Source organism: Streptomyces sp. NPDC091387 (genome assembly GCF_044756945.1).
Taxonomy (GTDB): domain Bacteria; phylum Actinomycetota; class Actinomycetes; order Streptomycetales; family Streptomycetaceae; genus Streptomyces.
The window spans coordinates 45186-66055 of sequence record NZ_JBIVTZ010000029.1 but is presented as its reverse complement, the minus strand read 5'-3'; the positions used below and the strand labels follow the sequence as shown (position 1 = coordinate 66055).

General features: G+C 71.6%; 20 protein-coding genes. 12 read left to right on the top strand and 8 right to left on the bottom strand.

What is annotated here, in order from left to right:
* Positions 1-35 precede the first annotated feature (35 nt).
* Positions 36-560, top strand: a complete 525-nt coding sequence (locus ACIQM0_RS36905; RefSeq protein ID WP_401295159.1) for a GNAT family N-acetyltransferase — start codon at positions 36-38, stop codon at positions 558-560.
* A 24-nt stretch (positions 561-584) separates the two neighbouring features.
* On the opposite strand, the gene ACIQM0_RS36900 is transcribed toward ACIQM0_RS36905, so the two are convergent.
* Positions 585-1277 carry a demethylmenaquinone methyltransferase gene (locus tag ACIQM0_RS36900; RefSeq protein WP_306088139.1) on the bottom strand — a complete coding sequence of 231 codons (693 nt, stop codon included), beginning with the start codon at positions 1275-1277 and terminating at the stop codon, positions 585-587.
* A 154-nt stretch (positions 1278-1431) separates the two neighbouring features.
* Between ACIQM0_RS36900 and ACIQM0_RS36895 the strand changes: the two genes are divergently transcribed.
* The 4 genes from ACIQM0_RS36895 to ACIQM0_RS36880 all read left to right on the top strand — a co-directional run bounded on the left by ACIQM0_RS36895 (position 1432) and on the right by ACIQM0_RS36880 (position 4659).
* Positions 1432-1941, top strand: coding sequence for a SigE family RNA polymerase sigma factor (locus ACIQM0_RS36895; protein WP_401295157.1), 510 nt, complete (start codon positions 1432-1434; stop codon positions 1939-1941).
* A gap of 17 nt (positions 1942-1958) precedes the next feature.
* Complete coding sequence (locus ACIQM0_RS36890; RefSeq protein WP_401295173.1) at positions 1959-2912, top strand: hypothetical protein; 954 nt, start codon at positions 1959-1961, stop codon at positions 2910-2912.
* A complete protein-coding gene (locus ACIQM0_RS36885) occupies positions 2902-3828 on the top strand; it encodes a DUF3152 domain-containing protein (protein ID WP_401295155.1) in 927 nt (308 codons plus the stop codon). Before ACIQM0_RS36890 ends, ACIQM0_RS36885 begins: the two co-directional genes overlap by 11 nt.
* Before the next feature lie 117 nt (positions 3829-3945).
* Positions 3946-4659 (top strand): DUF3152 domain-containing protein, encoded by a 714-nt coding sequence (locus ACIQM0_RS36880; protein ID WP_401295153.1) that lies wholly within the window; start codon positions 3946-3948, stop codon positions 4657-4659.
* A gap of 26 nt (positions 4660-4685) precedes the next feature.
* Here ACIQM0_RS36880 and ACIQM0_RS36875 read toward each other — a convergent pair whose 3' ends face one another.
* The 4 genes from ACIQM0_RS36875 to ACIQM0_RS36860 form a co-directional block, all read right to left on the bottom strand.
* Positions 4686-5351 carry an imidazolonepropionase-like domain-containing protein gene (locus ACIQM0_RS36875; protein ID WP_401295151.1) on the bottom strand — a complete coding sequence of 222 codons (666 nt, stop codon included), beginning with the start codon at positions 5349-5351 and terminating at the stop codon, positions 4686-4688.
* Positions 5352-5358: 7 nt separating this feature from the next.
* The gene (gene mqnC, locus ACIQM0_RS36870) at positions 5359-6558 is read right to left on the bottom strand and encodes a cyclic dehypoxanthinyl futalosine synthase (RefSeq protein WP_401295149.1); all 1200 of its coding nucleotides are present in this window, start codon (positions 6556-6558) and stop codon (positions 5359-5361) included.
* 72 nt (positions 6559-6630) lie between these two features.
* A complete protein-coding gene (locus ACIQM0_RS36865; protein WP_401295147.1) occupies positions 6631-8343 on the bottom strand; it encodes a serine/threonine-protein kinase in 1713 nt (570 codons plus the stop codon).
* 350 nt (positions 8344-8693) lie between these two features.
* Positions 8694-9572 (bottom strand): menaquinone biosynthetic enzyme MqnA/MqnD family protein, encoded by an 879-nt coding sequence (locus ACIQM0_RS36860; protein ID WP_401295145.1) that lies wholly within the window; start codon positions 9570-9572, stop codon positions 8694-8696.
* 353 nt (positions 9573-9925) lie between these two features.
* On the opposite strand from ACIQM0_RS36860, the gene ACIQM0_RS36855 reads away from it, so the two are divergent.
* Positions 9926-10129 (top strand): cold-shock protein, encoded by a 204-nt coding sequence (locus ACIQM0_RS36855; RefSeq protein ID WP_003967102.1) that lies wholly within the window; start codon positions 9926-9928, stop codon positions 10127-10129.
* A gap of 166 nt (positions 10130-10295) precedes the next feature.
* Positions 10296-11123 (top strand): MerR family transcriptional regulator, encoded by an 828-nt coding sequence (locus ACIQM0_RS36850; protein ID WP_401295143.1) that lies wholly within the window; start codon positions 10296-10298, stop codon positions 11121-11123.
* 57 nt (positions 11124-11180) lie between these two features.
* Here ACIQM0_RS36850 and ACIQM0_RS36845 read toward each other — a convergent pair whose 3' ends face one another.
* Positions 11181-12413 carry an amidohydrolase family protein gene (locus ACIQM0_RS36845; RefSeq protein WP_401295141.1) on the bottom strand — a complete coding sequence of 411 codons (1233 nt, stop codon included), beginning with the start codon at positions 12411-12413 and terminating at the stop codon, positions 11181-11183.
* A gap of 236 nt (positions 12414-12649) precedes the next feature.
* On the opposite strand from ACIQM0_RS36845, the gene ACIQM0_RS36840 reads away from it, so the two are divergent.
* Both ACIQM0_RS36840 and ACIQM0_RS36835 read left to right on the top strand, forming a co-directional pair.
* Positions 12650-15616 carry a BTAD domain-containing putative transcriptional regulator gene (locus ACIQM0_RS36840; RefSeq protein WP_401295139.1) on the top strand — a complete coding sequence of 989 codons (2967 nt, stop codon included), beginning with the start codon at positions 12650-12652 and terminating at the stop codon, positions 15614-15616.
* A gap of 193 nt (positions 15617-15809) precedes the next feature.
* Positions 15810-16028, top strand: coding sequence for a hypothetical protein (locus ACIQM0_RS36835; RefSeq protein WP_401295137.1), 219 nt, complete (start codon positions 15810-15812; stop codon positions 16026-16028).
* Positions 16029-16216: 188 nt separating this feature from the next.
* Here the strand turns inward: ACIQM0_RS36835 and ACIQM0_RS36830 are convergent, their stop codons facing one another.
* Positions 16217-17776 (bottom strand): FadD3 family acyl-CoA ligase, encoded by a 1560-nt coding sequence (locus tag ACIQM0_RS36830; RefSeq protein WP_401295135.1) that lies wholly within the window; start codon positions 17774-17776, stop codon positions 16217-16219.
* 115 nt (positions 17777-17891) lie between these two features.
* Here ACIQM0_RS36830 and ACIQM0_RS36825 point away from each other — a divergent pair, with 115 nt between their 5' ends.
* From ACIQM0_RS36825 to ACIQM0_RS36815, 3 genes are read left to right on the top strand one after another with little or no spacing between them, the layout of a single operon-like run.
* Positions 17892-19040 carry a lipid-transfer protein gene (locus ACIQM0_RS36825; protein WP_401295171.1) on the top strand — a complete coding sequence of 383 codons (1149 nt, stop codon included), beginning with the start codon at positions 17892-17894 and terminating at the stop codon, positions 19038-19040.
* Between the two features lie 5 nt (positions 19041-19045).
* Positions 19046-19486: a Zn-ribbon domain-containing OB-fold protein gene (locus tag ACIQM0_RS36820; protein ID WP_401295133.1), complete on the top strand. Its 441-nt coding sequence runs from the start codon at positions 19046-19048 to the stop codon at positions 19484-19486.
* A 6-nt stretch (positions 19487-19492) separates the two neighbouring features.
* Positions 19493-20275: an enoyl-CoA hydratase/isomerase family protein gene (locus ACIQM0_RS36815; protein WP_363024286.1), complete on the top strand. Its 783-nt coding sequence runs from the start codon at positions 19493-19495 to the stop codon at positions 20273-20275.
* Between the two features lie 30 nt (positions 20276-20305).
* Here ACIQM0_RS36815 and ACIQM0_RS36810 read toward each other — a convergent pair whose 3' ends face one another.
* On the bottom strand, positions 20306-20848 hold the full coding sequence (locus tag ACIQM0_RS36810) for a hypothetical protein (protein WP_401295131.1): 543 nt from the start codon (positions 20846-20848) through the stop codon (positions 20306-20308).
* Between the last annotated feature and the right edge of the window lie 22 nt (positions 20849-20870).

Here is a 20870-nt window from a genome sequence, read left to right as displayed (position 1 = left end):
GGGGCCTGCCGACCAACCTTCCGAAGGGCTCCCTCATGTCGATCGCGCCTCGCACACTCCCTGCCGTACAGCTGCGTGTCCCGACGGACGAGGACGCGGTGGCCTGGCACCGGGCCTTCGACGACCCGGCGGTGATGGAGTTCCTCGGCGGCCGCCCGTCCGAGCTGTCCCTGTACGAGGAGTGGACCGCCCGGCAGCGCAGACTCGACGCGGAGCGCGGCTTCTGCCTGTGGACCGTGCTCGACGCGGGCGGCGAGGCCGTCGGCTTCACCGGGGCGCAGCCGTGGCCGCAGACCGCGTACGGCCCGGTGGGCGAGATCGAGATCGGCTGGCGGCTGGCCCGGCCGGCCTGGGGCCGCGGCTATGTGACCGCGGCCGCGCGCCCGGCCCTGGAGCGGGTGCGCGCGGCCGGGGTGGAGCGGGTGGTGGCGACGGTCGACGAGCGCAACGAGCGGTCGGTCGCGGTGGCCCTGCGCCTCGGCATGGAGCGGGCGGAGAGCTTCACGGAGCCCCGGTCGGGGCAGGAGGTGCGGTGCTTCCGGCTGGAGCTGGGCCGGTGACGGCCGGGCGGCACCTGCCGCCCGTCAGGCGCGTACGCCCCGGTGCAGCGCCACCACGCCGCCGGTGAGGTTGCGCCAGGCGACCTTCGACCAGCCGGCCTCCTGGAGCAGGGCGGCGAGCCCGGCCTGGTCGGGCCAGGCCCGGATCGACTCGGCGAGGTAGACGTACGCGTCGGGGTTGGACGACACCGCGCGTGCGACCGGCGGCAGCGCCCGCATCAGGTACTCGGTGTAGACGGTCCGGAACGGCGTCCAGACCGGCTGGGAGAACTCGCAGATGACGACCCGGCCGCCCGGCTTCGTCACCCGGTACAGCTCGCGCAGCGCCGCGTCCGTGTCCTGGACGTTGCGCAGCCCGAAGGAGATCGTCACCGCGTCGAACGTCTCGTCGCGGAACGGCAGCCGCGTCGCGTCGCCCGCGGTGAACGGCAGCCAGGAGTTGCGCCTCTTGCCCTCCTGGAGCATGCCGATGGAGAAGTCGCACGGCACGACGTACGCACCGGTCGCGGCGAACGGCAGCGAGGACGTCGCGGTACCGGCGGCCAGGTCGAGGACCTTCTCCGCGGGCCGCGCGTGCACCGCCTTGGCGACCTCCTTGCGCCACAGCCGGGCCTGGCCGAGCGAGAGCACGTCGTTGGTGAGGTCGTAGTTCTCCGCCACGTCGTCGAACATCGAGGCGACTTCGTGCGGCTGCTTGTCCAGGGAGGCTCGGGTCACGTCTCCCATTCAAGCAGCCCGGTCCGGCGGCGGCGGGGCAGGCCCGCTGTCCGGACGCCCGGTGACACGGATTTGAATTCGGCTTCAACCTTTCCGGCCCGTCAACTCTCAGTAACAGGAGGAGAGACCACCCACGGACCGTGAAGGGGGCCGGATGAGTGCGGGGCCCAGCCGGGACGCCGACAGCTTCGAGGAGTTCGCGCGGGTGAGCCAGCGCCGGCTGTACCGCACCGCGTATCTGCTGTGCGGTGACGCCGAGGCGGCCCGTGACCTGACCCAGACGACGCTGGCGAAGCTGTTCCAGCACTGGCACCGGGTGAGCGCCGCCGACCATCCGGACGCCTACGCCAGCACCGTGCTGACCCGCACCTACATCGCCGAGCGCCGCCGACGGCTGCGCGACTTCCGTGCCCATACGCCGATCGCCGCACACGCGCCCGCGGTCGGCCCCGAGCTGACGGTCACCCTGCTGGCCGCGCTGGCCGACCTGCCGCCCCGCGCACGGGCGATGGTCGTCCTGCGCTACTGGGAGGACCTGAGCGTGGAGACGGTCGCCGAGCTGCTGCGGTGCAGCCCGTCCACCGTGAAGAGCCAGTGCTCGCGGGCGCTCGCCACGCTGCGTGCACGGCTGGGCGACCCGCACCTCTACACCACCCGAAGCTGAGGAGAACCGTCGTGGACATGTCTTCTGACCGCTTTCCCGGCCGGGCACCGGACAAGGGGACCCCGGAAGCCGCGGAGGCCGAGATCCTGCTGATCAGGGCGGCCATGGAACAGGCGACCGACGATGCGCCGACCCCGCCCGACCTGGTGCCCGCCGCCCTGGTCCTGGGCCGCCGGCGCCGCACCCGGGCCCGCGCGGCCATCGGGGCGGTGGCGACGGGCGTGGTGGCGCTCGGCGCACTCGGCGCGCTCCTGCCGATGTGGGGCGGCAGCGGCGGTACGGAACCCGCCCGGACGTGGTCCGCGGCCTCGCAGCGTACGAGCATCGCGCCGTCACCTGAGCCCACGAGCGTGCCGTCACCGGAGCCCACGGACACTCCGGTGCCCACGGACACGGCGGAACCGTCTCGCGTACACGTCGAGCCGTCCCCCGGCGAGTCGTCCATGACCGACCTGCCGGCCGCCGAACGGACCCGGCAGGAGGGGTTCCAGCGGCAGGTCGCGCTGCTGCTCGGGAAGCTGCTGCCGCAGCTCGGCCCGGTCCGCCCGGTGGACCTCGCCGTCAGCCGGTACCGGGCCGGGACGGGCGGCAACGTCTTCCCCGTCGTCCTCTCGGTACGCGCCGCGAGCGAGCGGAGCGTCGCGCCGCAGGAAGCACCCTGCCGCAATTACGCGGACCGGGCGCCGCGTTGCCAACAGGCGATGCTTCCCGGCGGCATCGAGGCCCGTGCCGTGACCGTGCTCGCCGACTCGGACGGGTCACCGGCCTCGACGAGCACCGTCGTCCGCTTCACGTACGGCGGCAGCGCCGTCGCGCTCTCGGTCGGGAGTGACGAGGGCACGGGGGAACCGCTCCCCGTCACCGCCGATCAACTGCTCGCCGTCGCGGGGAATCCCAGGTTTCTGGACCTCGTGAAGTACGCGGCGGAACACCCCATGGAAACGAAGGAGTACGAGGCTCGTGTCGGCTGAGGTACGGAGAAGGCAGACACGGCCACGGGGCGGGGGGCTGCGGCGGCGCTCGCGGCGGGAGCGCCGCCGCCGCAGCCGGATACGGTTGCTGGTCGCGGTTCTCGTGCCGACGGCGGTGATCTGCGTCGCGGTCGCGGCCGCACCGCTGTGGACCGACGGGGACGATCCGTCGGCTGCGGCTGCGGCGTCCGCGTCGTCCGGTCCCGTCAAGGACTCGACCGACTCGGCCCCGGCGTCCAGCCCCGCTGCATCGGCCGGGGTGGGCACCGAGCCCACGGTGCGAGCCAAGCCCCGCACGAAGAGCAAGCCGAGTTCCGGCTCCAGCCCCAGCGCCGGCTCCGGCAGCCATCCGGTCATTCCCCCGTCCGGGCCCGGCACCTTCACGGTCGCCCGCGCGGGCGCGTCGGACACCGGCAAGGGCAACGCCTACCGGGTCGAGGCGGAGCACGGTACCGGCGTCGACCCGGACAAGGCCGCCGCCCAGATCGCCGGGTTCCTGGCCGCGCCACGCGGCTGGGCGCACGGCGGCGAGCACACGTTCCACCAGGTCTCGAAGGGGGCTGCCGGGCTGGTCGTCCGCATCGCCACGGCGGCGACCACCGACAGGATCTGCGGGAAGAGCGGTCTCGACACCCACGGCGAGGTCAACTGCCGCGTCGGCGTGGACGTCATGGTCAACCTCAAACGCTGGCAGACCGGTTCACCCGAATTCGACGGACCCCTCGCCGACTACCGCGCCCTCATCATCAACCACGAAGTCGGCCACTGGCTCGGCCACGGCCACGAGACCTGCCCCGGCAAGGGCCGCCCCGCCCCCGCCATGATGCAACAGATCTACGGCCTCAAAGGATGCGTCGCCAACGCCTGGCCCTACGACACCAAGGACCAGTACCTGGGCGGACCATCGGTTTCCTGAGGCCCCCGAGGCACCCGCCCCGCCCGCTTCATGGGCGAGTGGACTGAACCAATCCGCGCCGACAGGAGTCATTACAGAGGGGAGTACGGGACACCGGAGTACTGGGGAGGGGCGCGGATGTCGGGATCGGACGTGCGTCGGCAGGGGCGGGGACGGGGCCGGAACCGGCTGTTCGTGATGGCCATCGTTCCGGTCGTGCTGGTGGCGGGCGCCGTGGCGGGGCTCCGGTGGAAGAGCGAGAAAGCGGCCGTTCACCACGCCACCTCGTCCTTCGTCGTCGCCCGCGCGGCGGCAACGGACACCGGCAAGGGCACCGACAAGGGCGAGTCCGGGGCCCACGCCTACCGGGTCGAGGTGGAGGACGGCTCGGGCCTGGACCCGGACAGGGCAGCCGCCGAGGTCGCCCGCATCCTGGCCGCACCGCGGGGCTGGTCGCACCACGGCGCGAACACCTTCCGCCAGGTCGCCGAGGGCCCCGCGGGATTGGTCATACGCGTCGCGTCGCCCCGGACCACCGACAGGATCTGCGGGAGGAGCGGTCTCGACACCCACGGCGAGGTCAACTGCCGCGTCGGCGTCGACGTCATGGTCAACCTCAAACGCTGGCAGACCGGTTCACCCGAATTCGACGGACCCCTCGCCGACTACCGCGCCCTCATCATCAACCACGAAGTCGGCCACTGGCTCGGCCACGGCCACGAGACCTGCCCCGGCAAGGGCCGCCCCGCCCCCGCCATGATGCAACAGATCTACGGCCTCAAAGGATGCGTCGCCAACGCCTGGCCCTACGACACCAAGGACCAGTACCTGGGCGGACCATCGGTTCCGTGAGAGCGGTTGTGTGACCACCTACGCGTTCAGCGGCGGCGGTACACCAGTCGCCCCGCAAGGACGGTGACCACGCAGGACGCCGCCCCCGCCGCGACGAGCGCGGCCTCGTCGGGCACGTCGAAGACCGCGAAGTCGGCGCGGGCGCCGGTGACGAGCGGGGCGTGCACGGAGCCCGGCAGACCGAGACCCTCCGCCAACGGGTCCAGGGCCGGCCCGCCCTCCGGTCCGCTCTGCGGAACGACGGGGCTCTGCGCGGCCGGCACCTCCACCAGGCCCGAGCGGGACACCGCGGTGCGCACGGCCGGGTCGCGGAACGGGCCGGTGAGGTGCGTCGTGCCGTACCGCAGCATCTGCTGGAGACCCCGCCGTACGCTGCCGGCCCACCGGGTCGCGTCCAGCTCCCCCGCCAGCCGGGCGAACGCCTCGCCCGACAGCGGATCGGTCCCGAGTCCGTCCGCCTCGCGCGGGTCGGGGTGGTAGCAGCGGGTGAGCAGCCACGCGGCGTGCCGCTGGTGCAGACCCGGGGCGATGACGCCCGGCCACTGCCGTACGCGTGCCGTCGGATGGGCGGCGGCGACCTCGTCGTAGGGCCCGAGGGCGGTGATCCGGTCGCCCTCCACGGCCACCGCACCCCGCTCAACGGCAGCCGCGCCGACCGGAAGGACCAGCGGCGCGGCGTGAACGGTCAGCATGACGGCTTCAGTTGGCGCTCAGGAGCTTGAGCTCCGGGTGGGCCGTGCCGCCCTCGATCGCGGTGGACGAGATGTGGGAGACGACGCGCTCGTCGACGGGGTCGTTCGCCGGGTCGTCGTGGACGACGAGGTGCTCGTAGGTGGTGGCGCGCTGGGCCGGGACCCGGTCCGCCTTGCGGATCAGGTCGATGATCTCCAGACGGTTGGAGCGGTGCTTGGCCCCGGCGGAGGAGACGACGTTCTCCTCCAGCATGATCGAGCCGAGGTCGTCCGCGCCGTAGTGCAGCGACAGCTGGCCGACCTCCTTGCCGGTGGTGAGCCAGGAGCCCTGGATGTGGGCGACGTTGTCCAGGAAGAGCCGGGCGATGGCGATGATCCGCAGGTACTCGAAGAGCGTGGCCTGCGTCTGCCCCTTCAGCTTGTTGTTCTCCGGCTGGTACGTGTACGGGATGAAGGCGCGGAAGCCGCCGGTGCGGTCCTGTACGTCGCGGATCATGCTCAGGTGCTCGATGCGCTCGGCGTTCGTCTCGCCGGTGCCCATCAGCATGGTGGAGGTGGACTCGACACCGAGGCGGTGGGCGATCTCCATGATCTCCAGCCAGCGCTCGCCGGACTCCTTGAGCGGGGCGATGGCGGTGCGCGGCCGGGCCGGCAGCAGCTCGGCGCCGGCGCCCGCGAAGGAGTCGAGGCCGGCGGCGTGGATACGGCTGATGGCCTCCTCCGCGGAGACCTTGGAGATACGGGCCATGTGCTCGACCTCGGAGGCGCCGAGCGAGTGGATGACCAGCTGCGGGAACGCCTTCTTGATCGCGGAGAAGTGCTCCTCGTAGTACTCCACGCCGTAGTCCGGGTGGTGCCCGCCCTGGAACATGATCTGGGTGCCGCCGAGCTCGACCGTCTCCGCGCAGCGGCGCAGGATGTCGTCGAGGTCGCGGGACCAGCCCTTGTCGGTGTCCTTGGGCGCGGCGTAGAAGGCGCAGAACTTGCACGCCGTGACGCACACGTTCGTGTAGTTGATGTTGCGCTCGATGATGTACGTCGCGATGTGCTCCGTACCTGCGTATCGGCGTCGGCGTGCGGCGTCGGCGGCCGCGCCCAGCGCGTGCAGGGGCGCGGAGCGGTAGAGGTCGAGCGCCTCCGCCGGACTGATCCGGCCGCCTTCGGCGGCTCGGTCGAGGATGGGCTGGAGGTCGGCCTTCTCGGTCACCGGGCTGTCACCTTTCGGCGGTTTTTCAACGGATCTACGGACCGGTTCAGCGTACGCCAGCCCCGCTCCGGGTCAGCCGCCGGACCGGTTGAGCGTGCCGTACGGAAGCCCGGCGGCCCGTTCGTCGGACCGGAAGAGCAGGGTGTCGCCGGCGGCGCGGGTGACGTGGATGTCCGTGGTGGTGGTCGTGCACAGGCCCGCGGTGCCGGGGCGGTCCGGATCGGCGCGCTCCCGGAGCTTCAGCTCCTTGTCGGTGCCGGAGGTGAGGGACGCGATGCTGTGGCAGCTGACCTCGATGCCGAGGCTGGAGACCGTCGTGCTCGTACGGACCACGTCGTCGCCCTTCTTCCCCTTCCTGATCACCACGCTGAGCCTGCCGTGCGACTGGCCGGTCGTCTTCTCGGTGATCGGCCCCTCCCAGGTGCCGATGAAGCCCTTCGGCACCTCGGTGACCTGGCCGCCCGGGGTGGCGGCGTCCGCCGGTGCGGACGGCTCGGCCGGCGGGGTGGCGCCCGGGGTCCGGCCGGTGTCTCCGTGTTCGGCGGTGTTGCCGCCGCCACCGCCCGGCATCAGGTCGAAGAGATAGGCGCTGCCCACCGTCACCGCGGCGAGCGCACCGGCCACCGCGAGGGCGACGGTGCAGCTCAGCCTGCGCCCCCGGCTCCCGCCCGGCCCGGAGTCGGCGCTGACGCCGACCGTGAACCGGGGGTCGGAGGTGCGCTGTCCCGGCACCCCGTCCGTCCCCGGGGCGGGCGGGTACGGCGGCGGGGTCGGGCCCGTCATGCGGGCCGGTTCGACCGGCGGGCCGAACACCCCGAGCCCGGTGCCCCCGTTGAACCCGTACGAGGCGTTGGTGAACGGCACCGGCCCCGACTGCAGCGGGGCGTCCTGCGGTTCCAGGTCCAGGAGCGCGACCGCCGACCGGCTGACCTCGCGCACCAGTGGGCCGGGCAGCCAGCCCGCCGCCACCCGGGCCGCCGCGCCGCCGGGCGCCAGCTGCCCCGCGAGCTCCGCCGGGGTGGGCCGGTGTGCCGGGTTCTTCGCCAGGCAGGAGGCGACGACCTCGCGCAGCGCGCCCTCCAGATCGCCCAGTTCGGGTTCCTCGTGCACCACCTTGTAGAGCAGTACGGCGGACGAGTCGCCGAGGAAGGGGGCGGCGCCGGTGGCCGCGTACGCGAGGACCGCGCCCAGCGAGAAGATGTCGGCCGCGCCCGAGATCTCCTGGCCCCGGATCTGCTCCGGCGCCATGTAGCCGGGCGAGCCGACCGAGACCCCGGTGGAGGTGAGCGAGGCGGTGGCGTCGATGGCCCTGGCGATGCCGAAGTCGATCAGGCGGGGGCCGTCGAGGGCGAGCAGGACGTTGGAGGGCTTCACGTCCCGGTGGATCAGGCCCTGTTCGTGGACCGCGGTGAGCGCCTCCGCGAGACCGGCGCCCAGGGTGCGTACCGCCTGTTCGGGCAGCGGGCCGTGTTCGATGATCGCGGCCGAGAGCGGGGGGCCGGCCACGTAGCCGGTGGCCACCCACGGGACGGGGGCGTCCGGGTCGGCGTCCAGGACGGGCGCGGTCCACTGGGCGCCGATCCGCCGTGCCGCGTCCACCTCGCGCCTGAACCGGGCGCGGAACTGCTCGTCGAGCGCGAAGTGCGGGTGGACCACCTTGACCGCCACGGTGCGGCCGCCGGCGCTGCGTCCCAGATAGACGCGCCCCATGCCACCGGCACCGAGTCTGCCGAGCAGTCGGTAGGCACCGATGCTCAGCGGTTCGCCGGCTTCCAGCGGCTGCATATGCGGACTCCCCCTGTGGACCGGCCGGACCTCCGACCGCAGCCTAGAGGCGAAGGTCATCGGGTCCCACGCAAACCATCCGCCGATTTCGTCTCCAAGGGAACGAACAACGCCATTCATCACCAGAAAAGGGCGTGAATGTGCCGTTCCAGGTGACAGAACGATTGGCGGGAGACACCGGGGACATACTTCCGACGCTTCCCGCCAATCGGCCATTCAACGCGTATTACCCGAATCGATATCTCACCGGGATCTCCCCCGGGAACGAGGGCCGGGGCGGCAAGGCGGAAAGGGGGCGGACGGAATGGTGCGCATTCCACCCGCCGGGCGCGCGGGGCCGGTGCGTGCGCTCAGCCGCCGAGCAGCTCCACGTTCACGTCCGCGGCGAAACCCGTCGTCGGGCCGGTCCGGCGCGCGAACTCCCGGACGCCCGCGAGCTGCGCGGGTCCGAAGCGGAAGTCGAGGGTCGTGAAGTAGCGCTCCAGGACCTCGGCGTCGAAGGCCTCCCAGCGTGCCGCCTGTTCCGCGACCTTGGTGACCTCCTCCAGGGAGACGTCCCGCGAGGCCAGGAACGCCTCGTGCACCTTCTTCACCGCGGTGGGCTCGGCCGCCAGGTAGTCCTTGCGGGCGGCCCAGACGGCGAAGACGAACGGGAGCCCCGTCCACTCCTTCCACATCGCGCCCAGGTCGTGGACCTGGAGCCCGAGCCTGGGGGCGTCGTGCAGGTTGGCGCGGAGCGCGGCGTCACCGATGAGGACGGCGGCGTCCGCCTCCTGCATCATCACGCCGAGGTCGGGCGGGCAGGTGTAGTACTCGGGGGTGACCCCGTACCGCTCGGCGAGCAGCAGCTGCGCCAGCCGTACGGAGGTGCGGGAGGTCGAACCGAGCGCCACCCGGGCCCGGTCGAGGTCCTCCAGGGGGCGCTGCGACACGATCACGCACGACATGACGGGCCCGTCGCAGCCGACCGCGATGTCGGGGAAGGCGACCAGGTCGTCGGCGTTGCGCAGGAACTCCACGAGGGTGACGGGGCCGATGTCCAGATCGCCCCTGATCAGCTGCTCGCTGAGCTTCTCCGGGGTGTCCTTCGAGAGCTCCAGGTCGAGCAGGGTTCCGGTCCGTGCCAGTCCCCAGTAGAGGGGGAGGCAGTTGAGGAACTGGATGTGGCCGACGCGCGGCCGGTTGCGACGGTCGTCGCCTGCGACGGTGGTGACGGTTGAATTGTCCACATCGCGAGGCTAGACCTGCCGCCCCCCGACGGCCCCACCGGGGGCGCGCGGCGCCGCACGATCCCCCTCACGGGGGTCTCCGGAATGCTGCCGGAGCCCCTCTCCGCAAGGGCTCCCCGAGCCGCCCGAAGGGCCTCTCGGACCGTGCGCGCACACGGCAATCAAACATTCGAGTGAAGTGATCTTTCCCTCTACCCTTCGGCACATGCTGCGTGCTAGGCTCAACGCCAAGTTGCAGTTTGGTTTCCCTTGCAGTACAGAGCCTGCGGAGCATGTAACCCGCAGGCTTTTGTAGTTTTCAGACTTCTTTGCAGGTTCTGGAGCAGGGCAACCCTTTGGCCCAAGGAGGGCTTATGGCTACCGGAACCGTCAAGTGGTTCAACGCTGAAAAGGGCTTCGGCTTCATCGCCCAGGACGGCGGCGGCCCGGATGTCTTCGTCCATTACTCCGCGATCAACGCGTCCGGGTTCCGCTCCCTCGAGGAGAACCAGGTCGTGAACTTCGACGTCACTCAGGGACCCAAGGGTCCGCAGGCTGAGAACGTCACCCCGGCCTAGTTGCCCGGGTCGGCCGATCGCGGCCGGTAACGCAGTACCCAAGGAGCCCCGCTCCCCCGCCTCGGCGGAGGTGCGGGGCTCCTGCCTGTGCCGCGTCAGGTATCCGGGCCGGGGCGCCGGGGTCCTTGACCTTGACACGGTGTGAGGCCGTGCACTGGGAGACGTCATGTTCACCATCGGAGACTTCGCCCGGTACGGGCGGGTGTCGGCCCGGATGCTGCGTCACTACGACGCGATCGGGCTTCTGCACCCCGACAGTACCGACCCCGCCACCGGCTACCGCCACTACGGCGGCGGCCAGCTCGCCCGGCTCAACCGGATCATCGCCCTCAAGGATCTCGGCTTCACGCTCCAGCAGGTGCGGGCCGTCCTCGACGAGGAGGTGGGTCCCGAGGAGCTGCGCGGGATGCTCCGGCTGCGGCGGTCGGAGCTGGAGGCCGCGATGACCGCGGCGGCGGCGCGGCTGGCCCAGGTCGAGGCGAGGCTCCGGTCGATCGAGAGCGAGGGACACATGTCCGCAGACGATGTGGTGGTCAGGAACGTGCCGGCGGTACGGGTCGCGGAGCTGACCGGGGTGGCCGGCGGCTACGAGCCGGGGGACATCACTCCGGTGATCCGCCCGCTGTACGAGCAGCTGTTCCCGCTGCTGGGCCGGGCCGGGGTCGCGCAGACGGGCCCCGGGATCGCGCGCTACGAGGACGCGCCCGAGGGTGGCGGAGCGGTCGTCGTCCATGCCGGGGTGACGGTCTCCGCGCCGGTGGGGCCGCTGGGCGACACCGGGGTCACGGTGGTCGAGCTGCCCCCGTTCGAGGCGGCGACCGTCATCCACCGGGGCTCGATGGACGGCGTCCTGCCGACGGCCCAGGCCCTGGCCCGCTGGATCGAGGCCTCCGGCTACCGGTCGGCGGGGTACGCCCGTGAGGTCAGCCTGGAGTGCCCCGAGGACGAGGCGAAGTGGGTGACGGAGCTCCAGGAGCCGGTCGTCGGGGACTGACGCGGGAGGGGTGGGTGCCGGGGCCGTCCGGGCGGACGGCCCCGGCACCCGCCCGTTTCACGCCCCGGTGCCGGGGCCCGCCCACAGTCCGTCCGGGGTCAGCCCGAGGAGCTCGATCGCGTTGCGGCGCACGATGCGGTCCACCACGTCCGCGTCCAGGTGCCCCATCTGCTCCTCGCCGACCTCGCGGGACTTGGGCCAGGTCGAGTCGGAGTGCGGGTAGTCCGTCTCGTACAGCACGTTGCCGACGCCGATCGCGTCCAGGTTCTTCAGCCCGAAGGCGTCGTCGAAGAAGCAGCCGTAGACGTGCTCGGTGAACAGCTCCGACGGCGGCCGGTGGACCTTGTCCGCGACCCCGCCCCAGCCGCGGTTCTCCTCCCAGACCACGTCGGCGCGTTCCAGGATGTACGGAATCCAGCCGATCTGGCCCTCCGCGTACATGATCCGCAGGTTCGGGAAGCGCTCGAACTTGCCGCTCATCAGCCAGTCGACCATCGAGAAGCAGCAGTTGGCGAAGGTGATGGTGGAGCCGACGGCGGGCGGGGCGTCGGCCGAGGTGGACGGCATCTTCGAGGACGAGCCGATGTGCATGGCGATCACCGTCCCCGTCTCGTCGCAGGCCCGGAGGAACGGATCCCACTCGTCCGTATGAATGGACGGCAGACCGAGATGTGGAGGTATTTCGGAGAACGCCACGGCACGCACCCCGCGCGCCGCGTTGCGCCTGACCTCGTCGGCGGCCAGCTGTGCGTCCCAGAGCGGGACCAGGGTGAGCGGTATGAGCCGGCCGTGCGCCGCCGGGCCGCACCACTCGTCGACCATCCAGTCGTTGTACGCCCGGACGCCGAGCAGGCCGAGCTCGCGGTCCTTCGCTTCGGTGAAGGTCTGGCCGCAGAAGCGGGGGAAGGTCGGGAAGCAGAGGGCGGACTGCACGTGGTTGATGTCCATGTCGGCGAGCCGCTCGGGCACCGAGAACGAACCGGGGCGCATCTGCTCGTACGTGATGACTTCGAGCTTGATCTCGCCCCTGTCGTAGCCGACGGAGGTGTCGAGCCGGGTGAGCGGGCGGTGCAGGTCCTCGTACACCCACCAGTCCCCGACCGGTCCGTCGTCGCCCTTCGCACCCATCACGGGCGCGAACTTTCCGCCCATGAACGTCATTTCCTTGAGGGGCGCCCGGACGATGCGCGGACCGGAGTCCGCGTACTTGGACGGGAGCCGGTCCCGCCAGACATGAGGGGGCTCCACCGTGTGGTCGTCCACCGAGATGATCTTCGGGAAGGTCTCCATACCTGCCACGGTAGCGCTGATCTGACGAACCGTCAGCTATCTGTGCGAGGCTCCGTTCCACAATCGTTGTCGAGGGCTCGTGCAGAGAGTCACCCACTGCTGACGTGTCCCCCCTTCACAAGGCAGACTGTTGACGGCGATACCAACGGTATGGAGCAATCCGGATCTCCTCGGCGGTGTCCCGACATGTGCGGAGCGGCACTGGGCAGTGGCGGAGAGCAGGACAGGAGGCGGCAATGGGCCGTGACGACGGACCACGGGTGCGTGTTCCGGAACAGCGAGCTCCGGAGCGACGGCCGGCGGACGACACGGACCTGCGCTTCTCCGTGCTCGGCCCGGTACGGGCCCGGCGGGGCGGCGAGACGCTGCCCTCCGGCTCCCCCCAGCAGCGCGCCCTGCTGACCGCCCTCCTGCTGCGCGGCGGGCACACCGCCACGGCCGCCGAACTCATCGACGCCATCTGGGGCGACGAGCCGCCCTCGCAGGCGCTGGCCGCCGTGCGTACGTACGCCTCCCGGCTCCGCAAGATCCTGGGCCCGCAGACCCTGGCGAGCGATTCCGGCGGGTACGCGATGCGGACCGGGCCCGACGCCGTCGATGTGACCGTGGCCGAGGAGCTGGCCGCCGGCGCCGACAAGGCCCGCGCCGCGGGCGACCGCTCCCGGGCCAGGGTGCTCCTGAACAAGGCGCTCGCCCTGTGGGACGGCGAGGCGCTCGCCTCCGTGCCGGGACCGTACGCCGAGAACCAGCGCACCCGGCTGGAGGAGTGGCGCCTCCAGCTCACCGAGACCCGTCTCGACCTGGACCTGGAGGTCGGCTGCCACGCGGAGGCGGTCTCCGAACTGACCGCGCTCACCGCCGCGCACCCGCTGCGCGAGCGGCTGCGCGAACTCCTGATGGTCGCCCTGTACCGCAGCGGCCGCCAGGCCGAGGCCCTCGCGGTGTACGCCGACACCCGCCGGCTGCTCGCCGAGGAACTGGGCGTCGACCCGCGCCCCGAACTCGCCCAGCTCCAGCAGCGCATCCTGCGGGCCGACGAGGAGCTGGCCCGCCCGGCCGACGATCCCGCCCCCGCCGCACCGGTCCGCCCGGCCCAGCTCCCGGCCACCGTCCCGGACTTCACCGGCCGCGCCTCCTTCGTACGGGAACTGGGCGACCGCCTCGCCACCACGGAGGGCTCCGTCATGGCCGTCTCCGCGCTGGCCGGCATCGGCGGCGTCGGCAAGACGACCCTCGCCGTGCACGTCGCCCACCAGGCCCGCAAGCACTTCCCGGACGGCCAGCTGTACGTCGACCTCCAGGGCGCGGGCTCCCGCGTCGCCGAACCGGAGACGGTGCTCGGCGCGTTCCTGCGCGCCCTGGGCACCCCGGACTCGGCGATCCCCGACTCCCTCGACGAACGCGCCGCGCTCTACCGCTCCACGCTCGACGGCCGCCGCATCCTGATCCTCCTGGACAACGCCCACGACACGGCCCAGATCCGCCCCCTGCTCCCCGGCACGACGGGCTGCGCGGCGCTGGTCACCAGCCGGGTCCGGATGGTCGACCTGGCGGGCGCGCACCTGGTCGACCTGGACGTGATGTCGCCCGAGGAGGCGCTCCAGCTCTTCACCCGCATCGTGGGCGAGGAACGCATCAACTCCGAGCGCAAGGCCGCCCTCGACGTCGTGGCCGCCTGCGGCTTCCTCCCCCTCGCCATCCGCATCGCCGCCTCCCGGCTGGCCTCCCGCCGCACCTGGACGGTCTCGGTCCTGGCCGCCAAGCTCGCCGACGAGCGCCGCCGCCTGGACGAACTCCAGGCGGGCGACCTCGCGGTGAAGGCCACCTTCGAACTCGGCTACGGCCAGCTGGAACCCGCCCAGGCCCGCGCCTTCCGCCTCCTGGGCCTCGCGGACGGCCCCGACATCTCACTCGCCGCCGCGGCGGCCCTGCTGAACCTGGAGATGCACGCGGCGGAGGATCTCCTGGAGTCCCTGGTCGACACGTCCCTCCTGGAGTCGGCGGCCCCGGGCCGCTACCGCTACCACGACCTGGTGCGCCTCTACGCGCGTTCGTGCGCGGAGCGGGACGAGCGGTCGTCGCGGGAGCCGGAGCTGGCGTTGTCGCGGCTGCTGGACTTCTATCTGGCGACGGCCGCGGGGGTGTATGCGCTGGAGCGGCCGGGGGACCGGACCGTCAACCACTTGGAACGCACCGAATATCCCGGACTGCCGTTCTCCGGACACGGCAAGGCTCTCGACTGGCTGTACTCGGAGGCCAATCCGCTGTTGGCCTGTATCCAGCAGAGCATCACCGCGACGACCATCCGGCGTGCCGTGGATCTCCTGCTCGCCTCGAAGGACCTCGCGGAATCGGGCGCCAACTCGCGTCAGTTCGAATCGGTCGCCACCATCGTGCGGGACGCCGCGGTCACCACCGGGGACGCGCGCTCCGAGGCGCGGGCACGGACGGCACTCGCTCAGGTGCACAGCACCGCGGGCCGATTCGACCAGGCGGAGAGCGAGGCCCGGCAGGCCATGGTTCTCGCATCGTCGATCGACGACGTCTGGACCCACTGCAACGCTCCGAACGAGCTCGGGATCATCGCCGGCTACCGGAATCAGCTCTCCGAGGCAGAGGCCTTCCTCCAGCAGACCATCACCGCCTTCCGGTCCGACACCAACCACGCCGGCGAGGCCAGCGCCCTGTGCAATCTGTCCCGGGTCCGACTGGCCATCGGGCAGACCGCCAGCGCCGTCGAACTCGCCGGCCAGGGAATCGACATATACGCCCGGCTGGGGCTCACCCTGCGGCTGGCGAACGGCCGCTACGCCCTGGGGCTCGCGCTGACCCGAGCGGGTCGGCAGGACGAGGCCGAGGTCCGTCTGTCCGAGGCGCTCTCCGTCTTTCGGGACAGCCGCCAACGGCTGTGGGAAGGGATGACTCTCTTCAGGCTGGCCGAGGTGCACCTCGCGGCTCAGCGGCCGGCCCAGGCCGCCGCGTACTCCGAGCAGGCGCTGACGGTGCTGCTCCACATCGGCGGCGAGTGGCGGCGGGCCAACGTGCGGACCGTACTGGGCAAGGCGTTGGACGGGATAGGCCAGGCGGACCGGGCAAAGGCATGCTGGCGGGAGGCGCTGGCGGTCTTCGATCAGCTGAAGGCCCCGGAGGGTGACATCGTTCGCGGTCTGCTCGGTGCGGCCCTCCCGTCCCACGGACGCTGAGCCGCGTTCATCGTTCGTTTATCACCACCCGTCATTCTCTACCTGTCGATGCGTCGCGTCGGGGGGCAGGCGAGTCGACAGGGGAACCGCACACTAAGGTGAACGGCTCTGAACAGCCCGTCCGGCAGCCCACGGGGGAGCAGCCGGACGGGCTTTGCCGACCATCCATGCACCGAGCAACGGAGTTCACAGCATGAGCGACGACAAGAAGATCCAGGCGCCCACACCGAAGTCCGGCGCCACGGGCGAAGCCAAGCCCGCGGACAGCCACATGACGGGTGAGCCCGAGATAAAGCCCATGGACAGCCACATGACCGGCGAGCCGAAGCTCAAGCCGCTGGACAGCCACATGACCGGCGAGCCCGAGATAAAGCCCATGGACAGCCACATGACCGGCGCCGACCCGCGCTGAGCCACCTGCCGGGGGGCAGGGGGAACGGGGGAACGGGGGCAGGGGGAACGGGGGAACGGCCGCGGCGGCGCGGAGGGGGAGCCGTCGCGGCCGCCGCACGTCCGCACACCGGTCGGGCAACAGCGTGACCGTGTACTTCTTGGTTGCCATACCTCTCACCATGCCGAGGCCGGCAGCAGGGTGACAGGTCAGCGCGCCCGCCCCCGCAGCTCTCCCTTCACCACCTTGCCGCTCGCGTTGCGGGGCAGCTCCGTCACGAACTCCACCGCCCTGGGCACCTTGTAGTTCGCCATCTCGCGCCGCGACCAGGCGATCAGGTCGTCGGCCGTGACCGTCGCACCCGGGCGGCGCACCGCGTACGCCTTGCCGACCTCGCCGAGGCGGGGGTCGGGGATGCCGATGACCGCGACGTCCGCCACGTCCGGGTGCAGGCCCAGGAGCTGTTCGATCTCCGCCGGGTAGGCGTTGAAGCCGCCGACGATGAACATGTCCTTGATCCGGTCCGTGATCCGCAGGCTGCCGTCCTCGTCGAGGACGCCCACGTCGCCGGTGTGCAGCCAGCCGTCCGAGGTGATCGTGGCGGCCGTGGTCTCCGGGTCCTCGAAGTAGCCCCGCATCACGTTGAAGCCGCGGACCAGGACCTCGCCCGGGGTGCCGGGGGCCGCCAGGACGCGGATCTCCGTGCCGGGGATCGCCCGGCCGGAGGTGGACGCGATGACGTCCGCCGGGTCGCCGCGGCGGCACATCGAGACGATGCCGCTCGCCTCGGAGAGGCCGTAGGCGGTGAGGACCGTGGCGATGCCGAGTTCGGTGCGCAGGCGCTCCACCAGCTGGAGCGGGACCACCGCCGCGCCCGTCACGACCAGGCGGAGTGCCGAGAGGTCGTGGCTGGAGCGGGCCGGGTGGTCCAGGAGCGACTGGTGGAGGGTGGGCGGGCCGGGGAGGACCGAGATGCGCTCCGCGGCGATGTTGGCGAGGACCGTGTCCACGTTGAAGACCGGCTGCGGGATCATCGTCGCGCCCCGCATCAGGCACGCGATGACGCCCGCCTTGTAGCCGAAGGTGTGGAAGAACGGGTTCACGATCAGATAGCGGTCGCCCTCGCGCAGACCGGCCAGCTCGCTCCAGATCTCGTAGCAACGCAGGGTCTGGGCGTGGCTGATGACCGCGCCCTTGGGGCGTCCCGTGGTGCCCGAGGTGTAGATGATGTCGGAGGGGGCGGACGGAGGGACCGCGTCGGCCCGTTCCCGTACCCGCTCGGGAGAGATCCGCTCCCCCGCGGTCAGGAAGTCCTTCCAGGTGACGTAGTCGGCGGGGGCGGTGTCCGCGAGGACCACCACCGTTTCCAGGTGCGGGAGTTCGACGTCGGCGCGGCGCAGGGACGCCACGTACGACGTGCCGAGGAAGGTGCCCGTGACGAAGAGCAGCTTCGCCCGGCTCTGCTCCAGTACGTACGCCGCCTCCGTGCCCTTGAAGCGGGTGTTGAGCGGGACCAGGACCGCGCCCGCCGTCACCGCGCCCAGCGCGGAGACGATCCAGTCCAGGGTGTTGGGCGCCCAGACCGCCACCCGGTCCCCCGGCTCCACCCCGGACGCCATGCACGCGGCGGCGGCCCGCTCCACGCGTTCACCGAGTTCCGTGTACGTGATCCTGGTGCGGCCCTCGACCACCGCCTCGCGGTCGCCGTACCGCCGCGCCGCCTCCCGCACCAGGTTCGGGACGGTGGACCATTCCTCGTCGCCGCGCATCTCGCGCCCTCCCGTCTCAGTCCGAACAGCCCTGCGTACCGCAGTAGCTGACTATCCGTCAGATTAGCTGTAGCCTCCTCCGCTGTCAGCAGTCATGACGGCTTCGGAGGTGGCGGTGACGACGCTCAAGGACAAGGCAGCGATAGCCGGCATAGGGCAGACCCGGTTCGCGAAACATCTGCCCGAGACGGAGAAGACCCTGGCCTGCCGGGCCATCGTCGCGGCGCTCGACGACGCGGGCATCGCCGCGTCGGAGGTGGACGCGTTCGCCTCGTACACGATGGAGGAGACCGACGAGGTCGAGGTCGCCAAGGCCATCGGAGCCGGCGATGTCACCTTCTTCAGCAAGGTGGGCTACGGCGGCGGCGGCTCCTGCGCGACGCTCGCGCACCTGGCCGCCGCCGTGGCGACCGGGCAGGCGAGCGTGGGGGTCGCCTGGCGGTCGCGGAAGCGGGGCTCGGGGCCCCGGCCGTGGAAGAACACCGCGGTGCAACTGCCCACCCCCGCCCAGTGGACCCGGCCCTACGGGCTGCTGCGGCCCGCCGACGAGATCGGGATGCTGGCCCGGCGGTACATGCACGAGTACGGGGCGACCCGCGACCACCTCTTCAACGTGGCGCTGGCCTGCCGCAACCGGGCCAACCAGAACCCCGACGCCGTGATGTACGAACGGCCGCTGACCCGCGACATGTATATGACCTCGCGCTGGATCAGCGAGCCGCTCTGCCTCTTCGACAACTGCCTGGAGACGGACGGGGCGCTGGCCTGCGTCATCGTCTCCGCCGAACGGGCCCGCGACTGCCGGCAGAAGCCCGTCTACCTGCACTCCGTCGCCCAGGGCCTGCCCGCCCAGCACCACGGGATGGTCAACTACTGGAACGACGACCCGCTCACCGGTCCGGCCTGGGCCGCCGCCCGACAGCTGTGGAAGCAGGCCGACTTCGGGCCGCAGGACGTCGATGTCGCCCAGATCTACGACGCGTTCACCCCGCTCATCCCGCTCTCCCTGGAGGGGTACGGGTTCTGCGGGCGCGGCGAGGGCGCCGCGTTCACCGAGGGAGGCGCCCTGGAGAGCGGGGGCCGGCTGCCGGTCAACACGGGCGGCGGCGGGCTCAGCGAGGGGTACGTGCACGGCTTCAACCTCATCAACGAGGGCGTGAAGCAGTTGCGCGGCGTCTCCACCGCCCAGGTCCCCGACGCCTCGACCTGCCTGGTCACCGCCGGGGAGGGCGTGCCCACATCCGCCGTACTGCTGAGGAGCTGACCGAGATGGATGGACTGCTGCTGCCCGCCGTGGACGAGGACGGCGCGCCCTTCTGGGAGTACGCGGCCCGTGGTGAACTGCGCGTCCAGGCGTGCGCCGCCCCGGACTGCGGCCGGCTCCGCTTCCCGCCCCGGCCGTGCTGCCCGCACTGCCAGTCGTTCGACAGCGAGTGGCGGGCGATGAGCGGGCGCGGCCGCGTCTGGTCGTACGTGCTGCCGCATCCGCCGCTGCTGCCCGCCTACGCGGCCCAGGCCCCGTACAACGCGGTGGTGGTCGAACTGGCCGACGCCCCGGAGATCCGGCTGGTCGGCAACGTGGTGACCGGGCCGGACGCGCCGCTGAACTCGGTCGATCCGTCGCGGCTGCGGATCGGGGCGGCGGTGAGGGCGGTCTTCTGCCCCGTCTCCCCCGAGGTGACCCTGGTCCGCTGGCTGCTGGAGCGGTGACCGGAGATGGCGCTGCGCACGGAGACGGACAAGGAGACCGGGGTCGCGCTGCTCACCCTGGACCGGCCGGAGCGGCACAACGCGATCGATCTCGCGACGGCCGCCGAACTGAAGGCCGCCTGGCGGGCGTTGCGGTACGACGACGAGGTGCGGGTCGTCGTCGTGACGGGTGCGGGCGGCCGGGCGTTCTGTACCGGGATCGACCGGGGCGTGGACGTCCCGCAGCCCTCGTCCCCGTACACGATCGACGATCCGCTGATCGCGATCGGGCCGAAGGCGAACGACCTGTGGAAGCCGGTGATCGCGGCCGTGGAGGGGATGGCCTGCGGTGGGGCGTTCTACCTGCTGGGCGAGTCGGAGTTCGTCATCGCGTCAGAGGACGCGACGTTCTTCGACCCGCACACCACGTACGGCATGGTCAGCGCCTACGAGGCGATCTCGATGGCGCAGCGGATGCCGTTCGGTGAGGTCGCCCGGATGTCCCTGATGGGGACGGCCGAACGGGTCACGGCCCGGCGCGCGTACGAGACCGGGCTGGTCAGCGAGGTCACCGAGACCGGTGGCACGGTGCTGGCGGCGCTGCGGGCGGCGGCGGTCATCGCCTCGTACCCGACCGAGGCGGTACAGGGAACGGTGCGGGCCGTCTGGTCCGCGAAGGAGGCGGCGCGGACGCAGGCACTGGCCCATGCCCCGCACCTGATCGCGCTCGGCAACCTGACGCCGGAACGGCAGGCGGAGCTGTTCGAGGGGCGGGGCAGGGGGTCCGGCGGCGGGTACCGGCTGCGGTGAGTACGGAGCCGCCGCCGGTCTCCCTTTCGGTCAGTAGGAGAGCTCGGCGGTGACCGAGCACTTCCTCACCCGGGAGACCTTGCTCGGGCTGTCCATCCGGACGGAGAGGGTCTTCGTCTCGCCGCCGTCCGCGGCCACGCTCGCCTCGCCCGTGTCGACGGTGTTGCCGCGCGAGTCGAGGAACGTCACGTCGACCTCGTAGGTGTGGCTGCCGGGCGCGCTCGCGCTGAGCCGCACGGTGGAGGAGGTGACGGCCTTGCGCTTGCCCTTGCGGGGGGTCGCGCAGCGGAAGACGTACGCCCGGGGCGCGTCCGTCGCGGTGGCGCTGGGGGTGGCGGTGTCGTAGGCGGAGCCGCTGGACGAGCTGCCCGACGAGCCGTAGTCGTCGTCGTTGTAGTCGGTGTCGTGGTAGGTGCCGTTGCTCTTCTTGGAGTTGGAGCACCCGCCGCCACTACTGCTGCTGGACTTCCTGCTCTTGCCGCTCTTGCTGCCGTGGCCGGAGCTGGAGAAGCCGGTGAGCGCGAGCACCACCGCGACCAGGACCACTGTCAGTTTCATGTGCTGCCGCATCATCGATGCCGCCCCCCTTGTGTTG

Bases quoted from the DNA above. Each gene is read 5' to 3' on its own strand.
- ACIQM0_RS36840 (WP_401295139.1), top strand. From the start codon at position 12,650: ATGGGCCGTGACGACGGACCACGGGTGCGTGTTCCGGAACAGCGAGCT.
- ACIQM0_RS36880 (WP_401295153.1), top strand. From the start codon at position 3,946: ATGTCGGGATCGGACGTGCGTCGGCAGGGGCGGGGACGGGGCCGGAAC.
- ACIQM0_RS36890 (WP_401295173.1), top strand. From the start codon at position 1,959: ATGTCTTCTGACCGCTTTCCCGGCCGGGCACCGGACAAGGGGACCCCG.
- ACIQM0_RS36810 (WP_401295131.1), bottom strand. From the start codon at position 20,848: ATGATGCGGCAGCACATGAAACTGACAGTGGTCCTGGTCGCGGTGGTG.
- ACIQM0_RS36835 (WP_401295137.1), top strand. From the start codon at position 15,810: ATGAGCGACGACAAGAAGATCCAGGCGCCCACACCGAAGTCCGGCGCC.
- ACIQM0_RS36875 (WP_401295151.1), bottom strand. From the start codon at position 5,351: ATGCTGACCGTTCACGCCGCGCCGCTGGTCCTTCCGGTCGGCGCGGCT.
- ACIQM0_RS36905 (WP_401295159.1), top strand. From the start codon at position 36: ATGTCGATCGCGCCTCGCACACTCCCTGCCGTACAGCTGCGTGTCCCG.
- ACIQM0_RS36845 (WP_401295141.1), bottom strand. From the start codon at position 12,413: ATGGAGACCTTCCCGAAGATCATCTCGGTGGACGACCACACGGTGGAG.
- ACIQM0_RS36865 (WP_401295147.1), bottom strand. From the start codon at position 8,343: ATGCAGCCGCTGGAAGCCGGCGAACCGCTGAGCATCGGTGCCTACCGA.
- ACIQM0_RS36830 (WP_401295135.1), bottom strand. From the start codon at position 17,776: ATGCGCGGCGACGAGGAATGGTCCACCGTCCCGAACCTGGTGCGGGAG.
- ACIQM0_RS36895 (WP_401295157.1), top strand. From the start codon at position 1,432: ATGAGTGCGGGGCCCAGCCGGGACGCCGACAGCTTCGAGGAGTTCGCG.
- ACIQM0_RS36815 (WP_363024286.1), top strand. From the start codon at position 19,493: ATGGCGCTGCGCACGGAGACGGACAAGGAGACCGGGGTCGCGCTGCTC.
- ACIQM0_RS36820 (WP_401295133.1), top strand. From the start codon at position 19,046: ATGGATGGACTGCTGCTGCCCGCCGTGGACGAGGACGGCGCGCCCTTC.
- ACIQM0_RS36855 (WP_003967102.1), top strand. From the start codon at position 9,926: ATGGCTACCGGAACCGTCAAGTGGTTCAACGCTGAAAAGGGCTTCGGC.
- ACIQM0_RS36850 (WP_401295143.1), top strand. From the start codon at position 10,296: ATGTTCACCATCGGAGACTTCGCCCGGTACGGGCGGGTGTCGGCCCGG.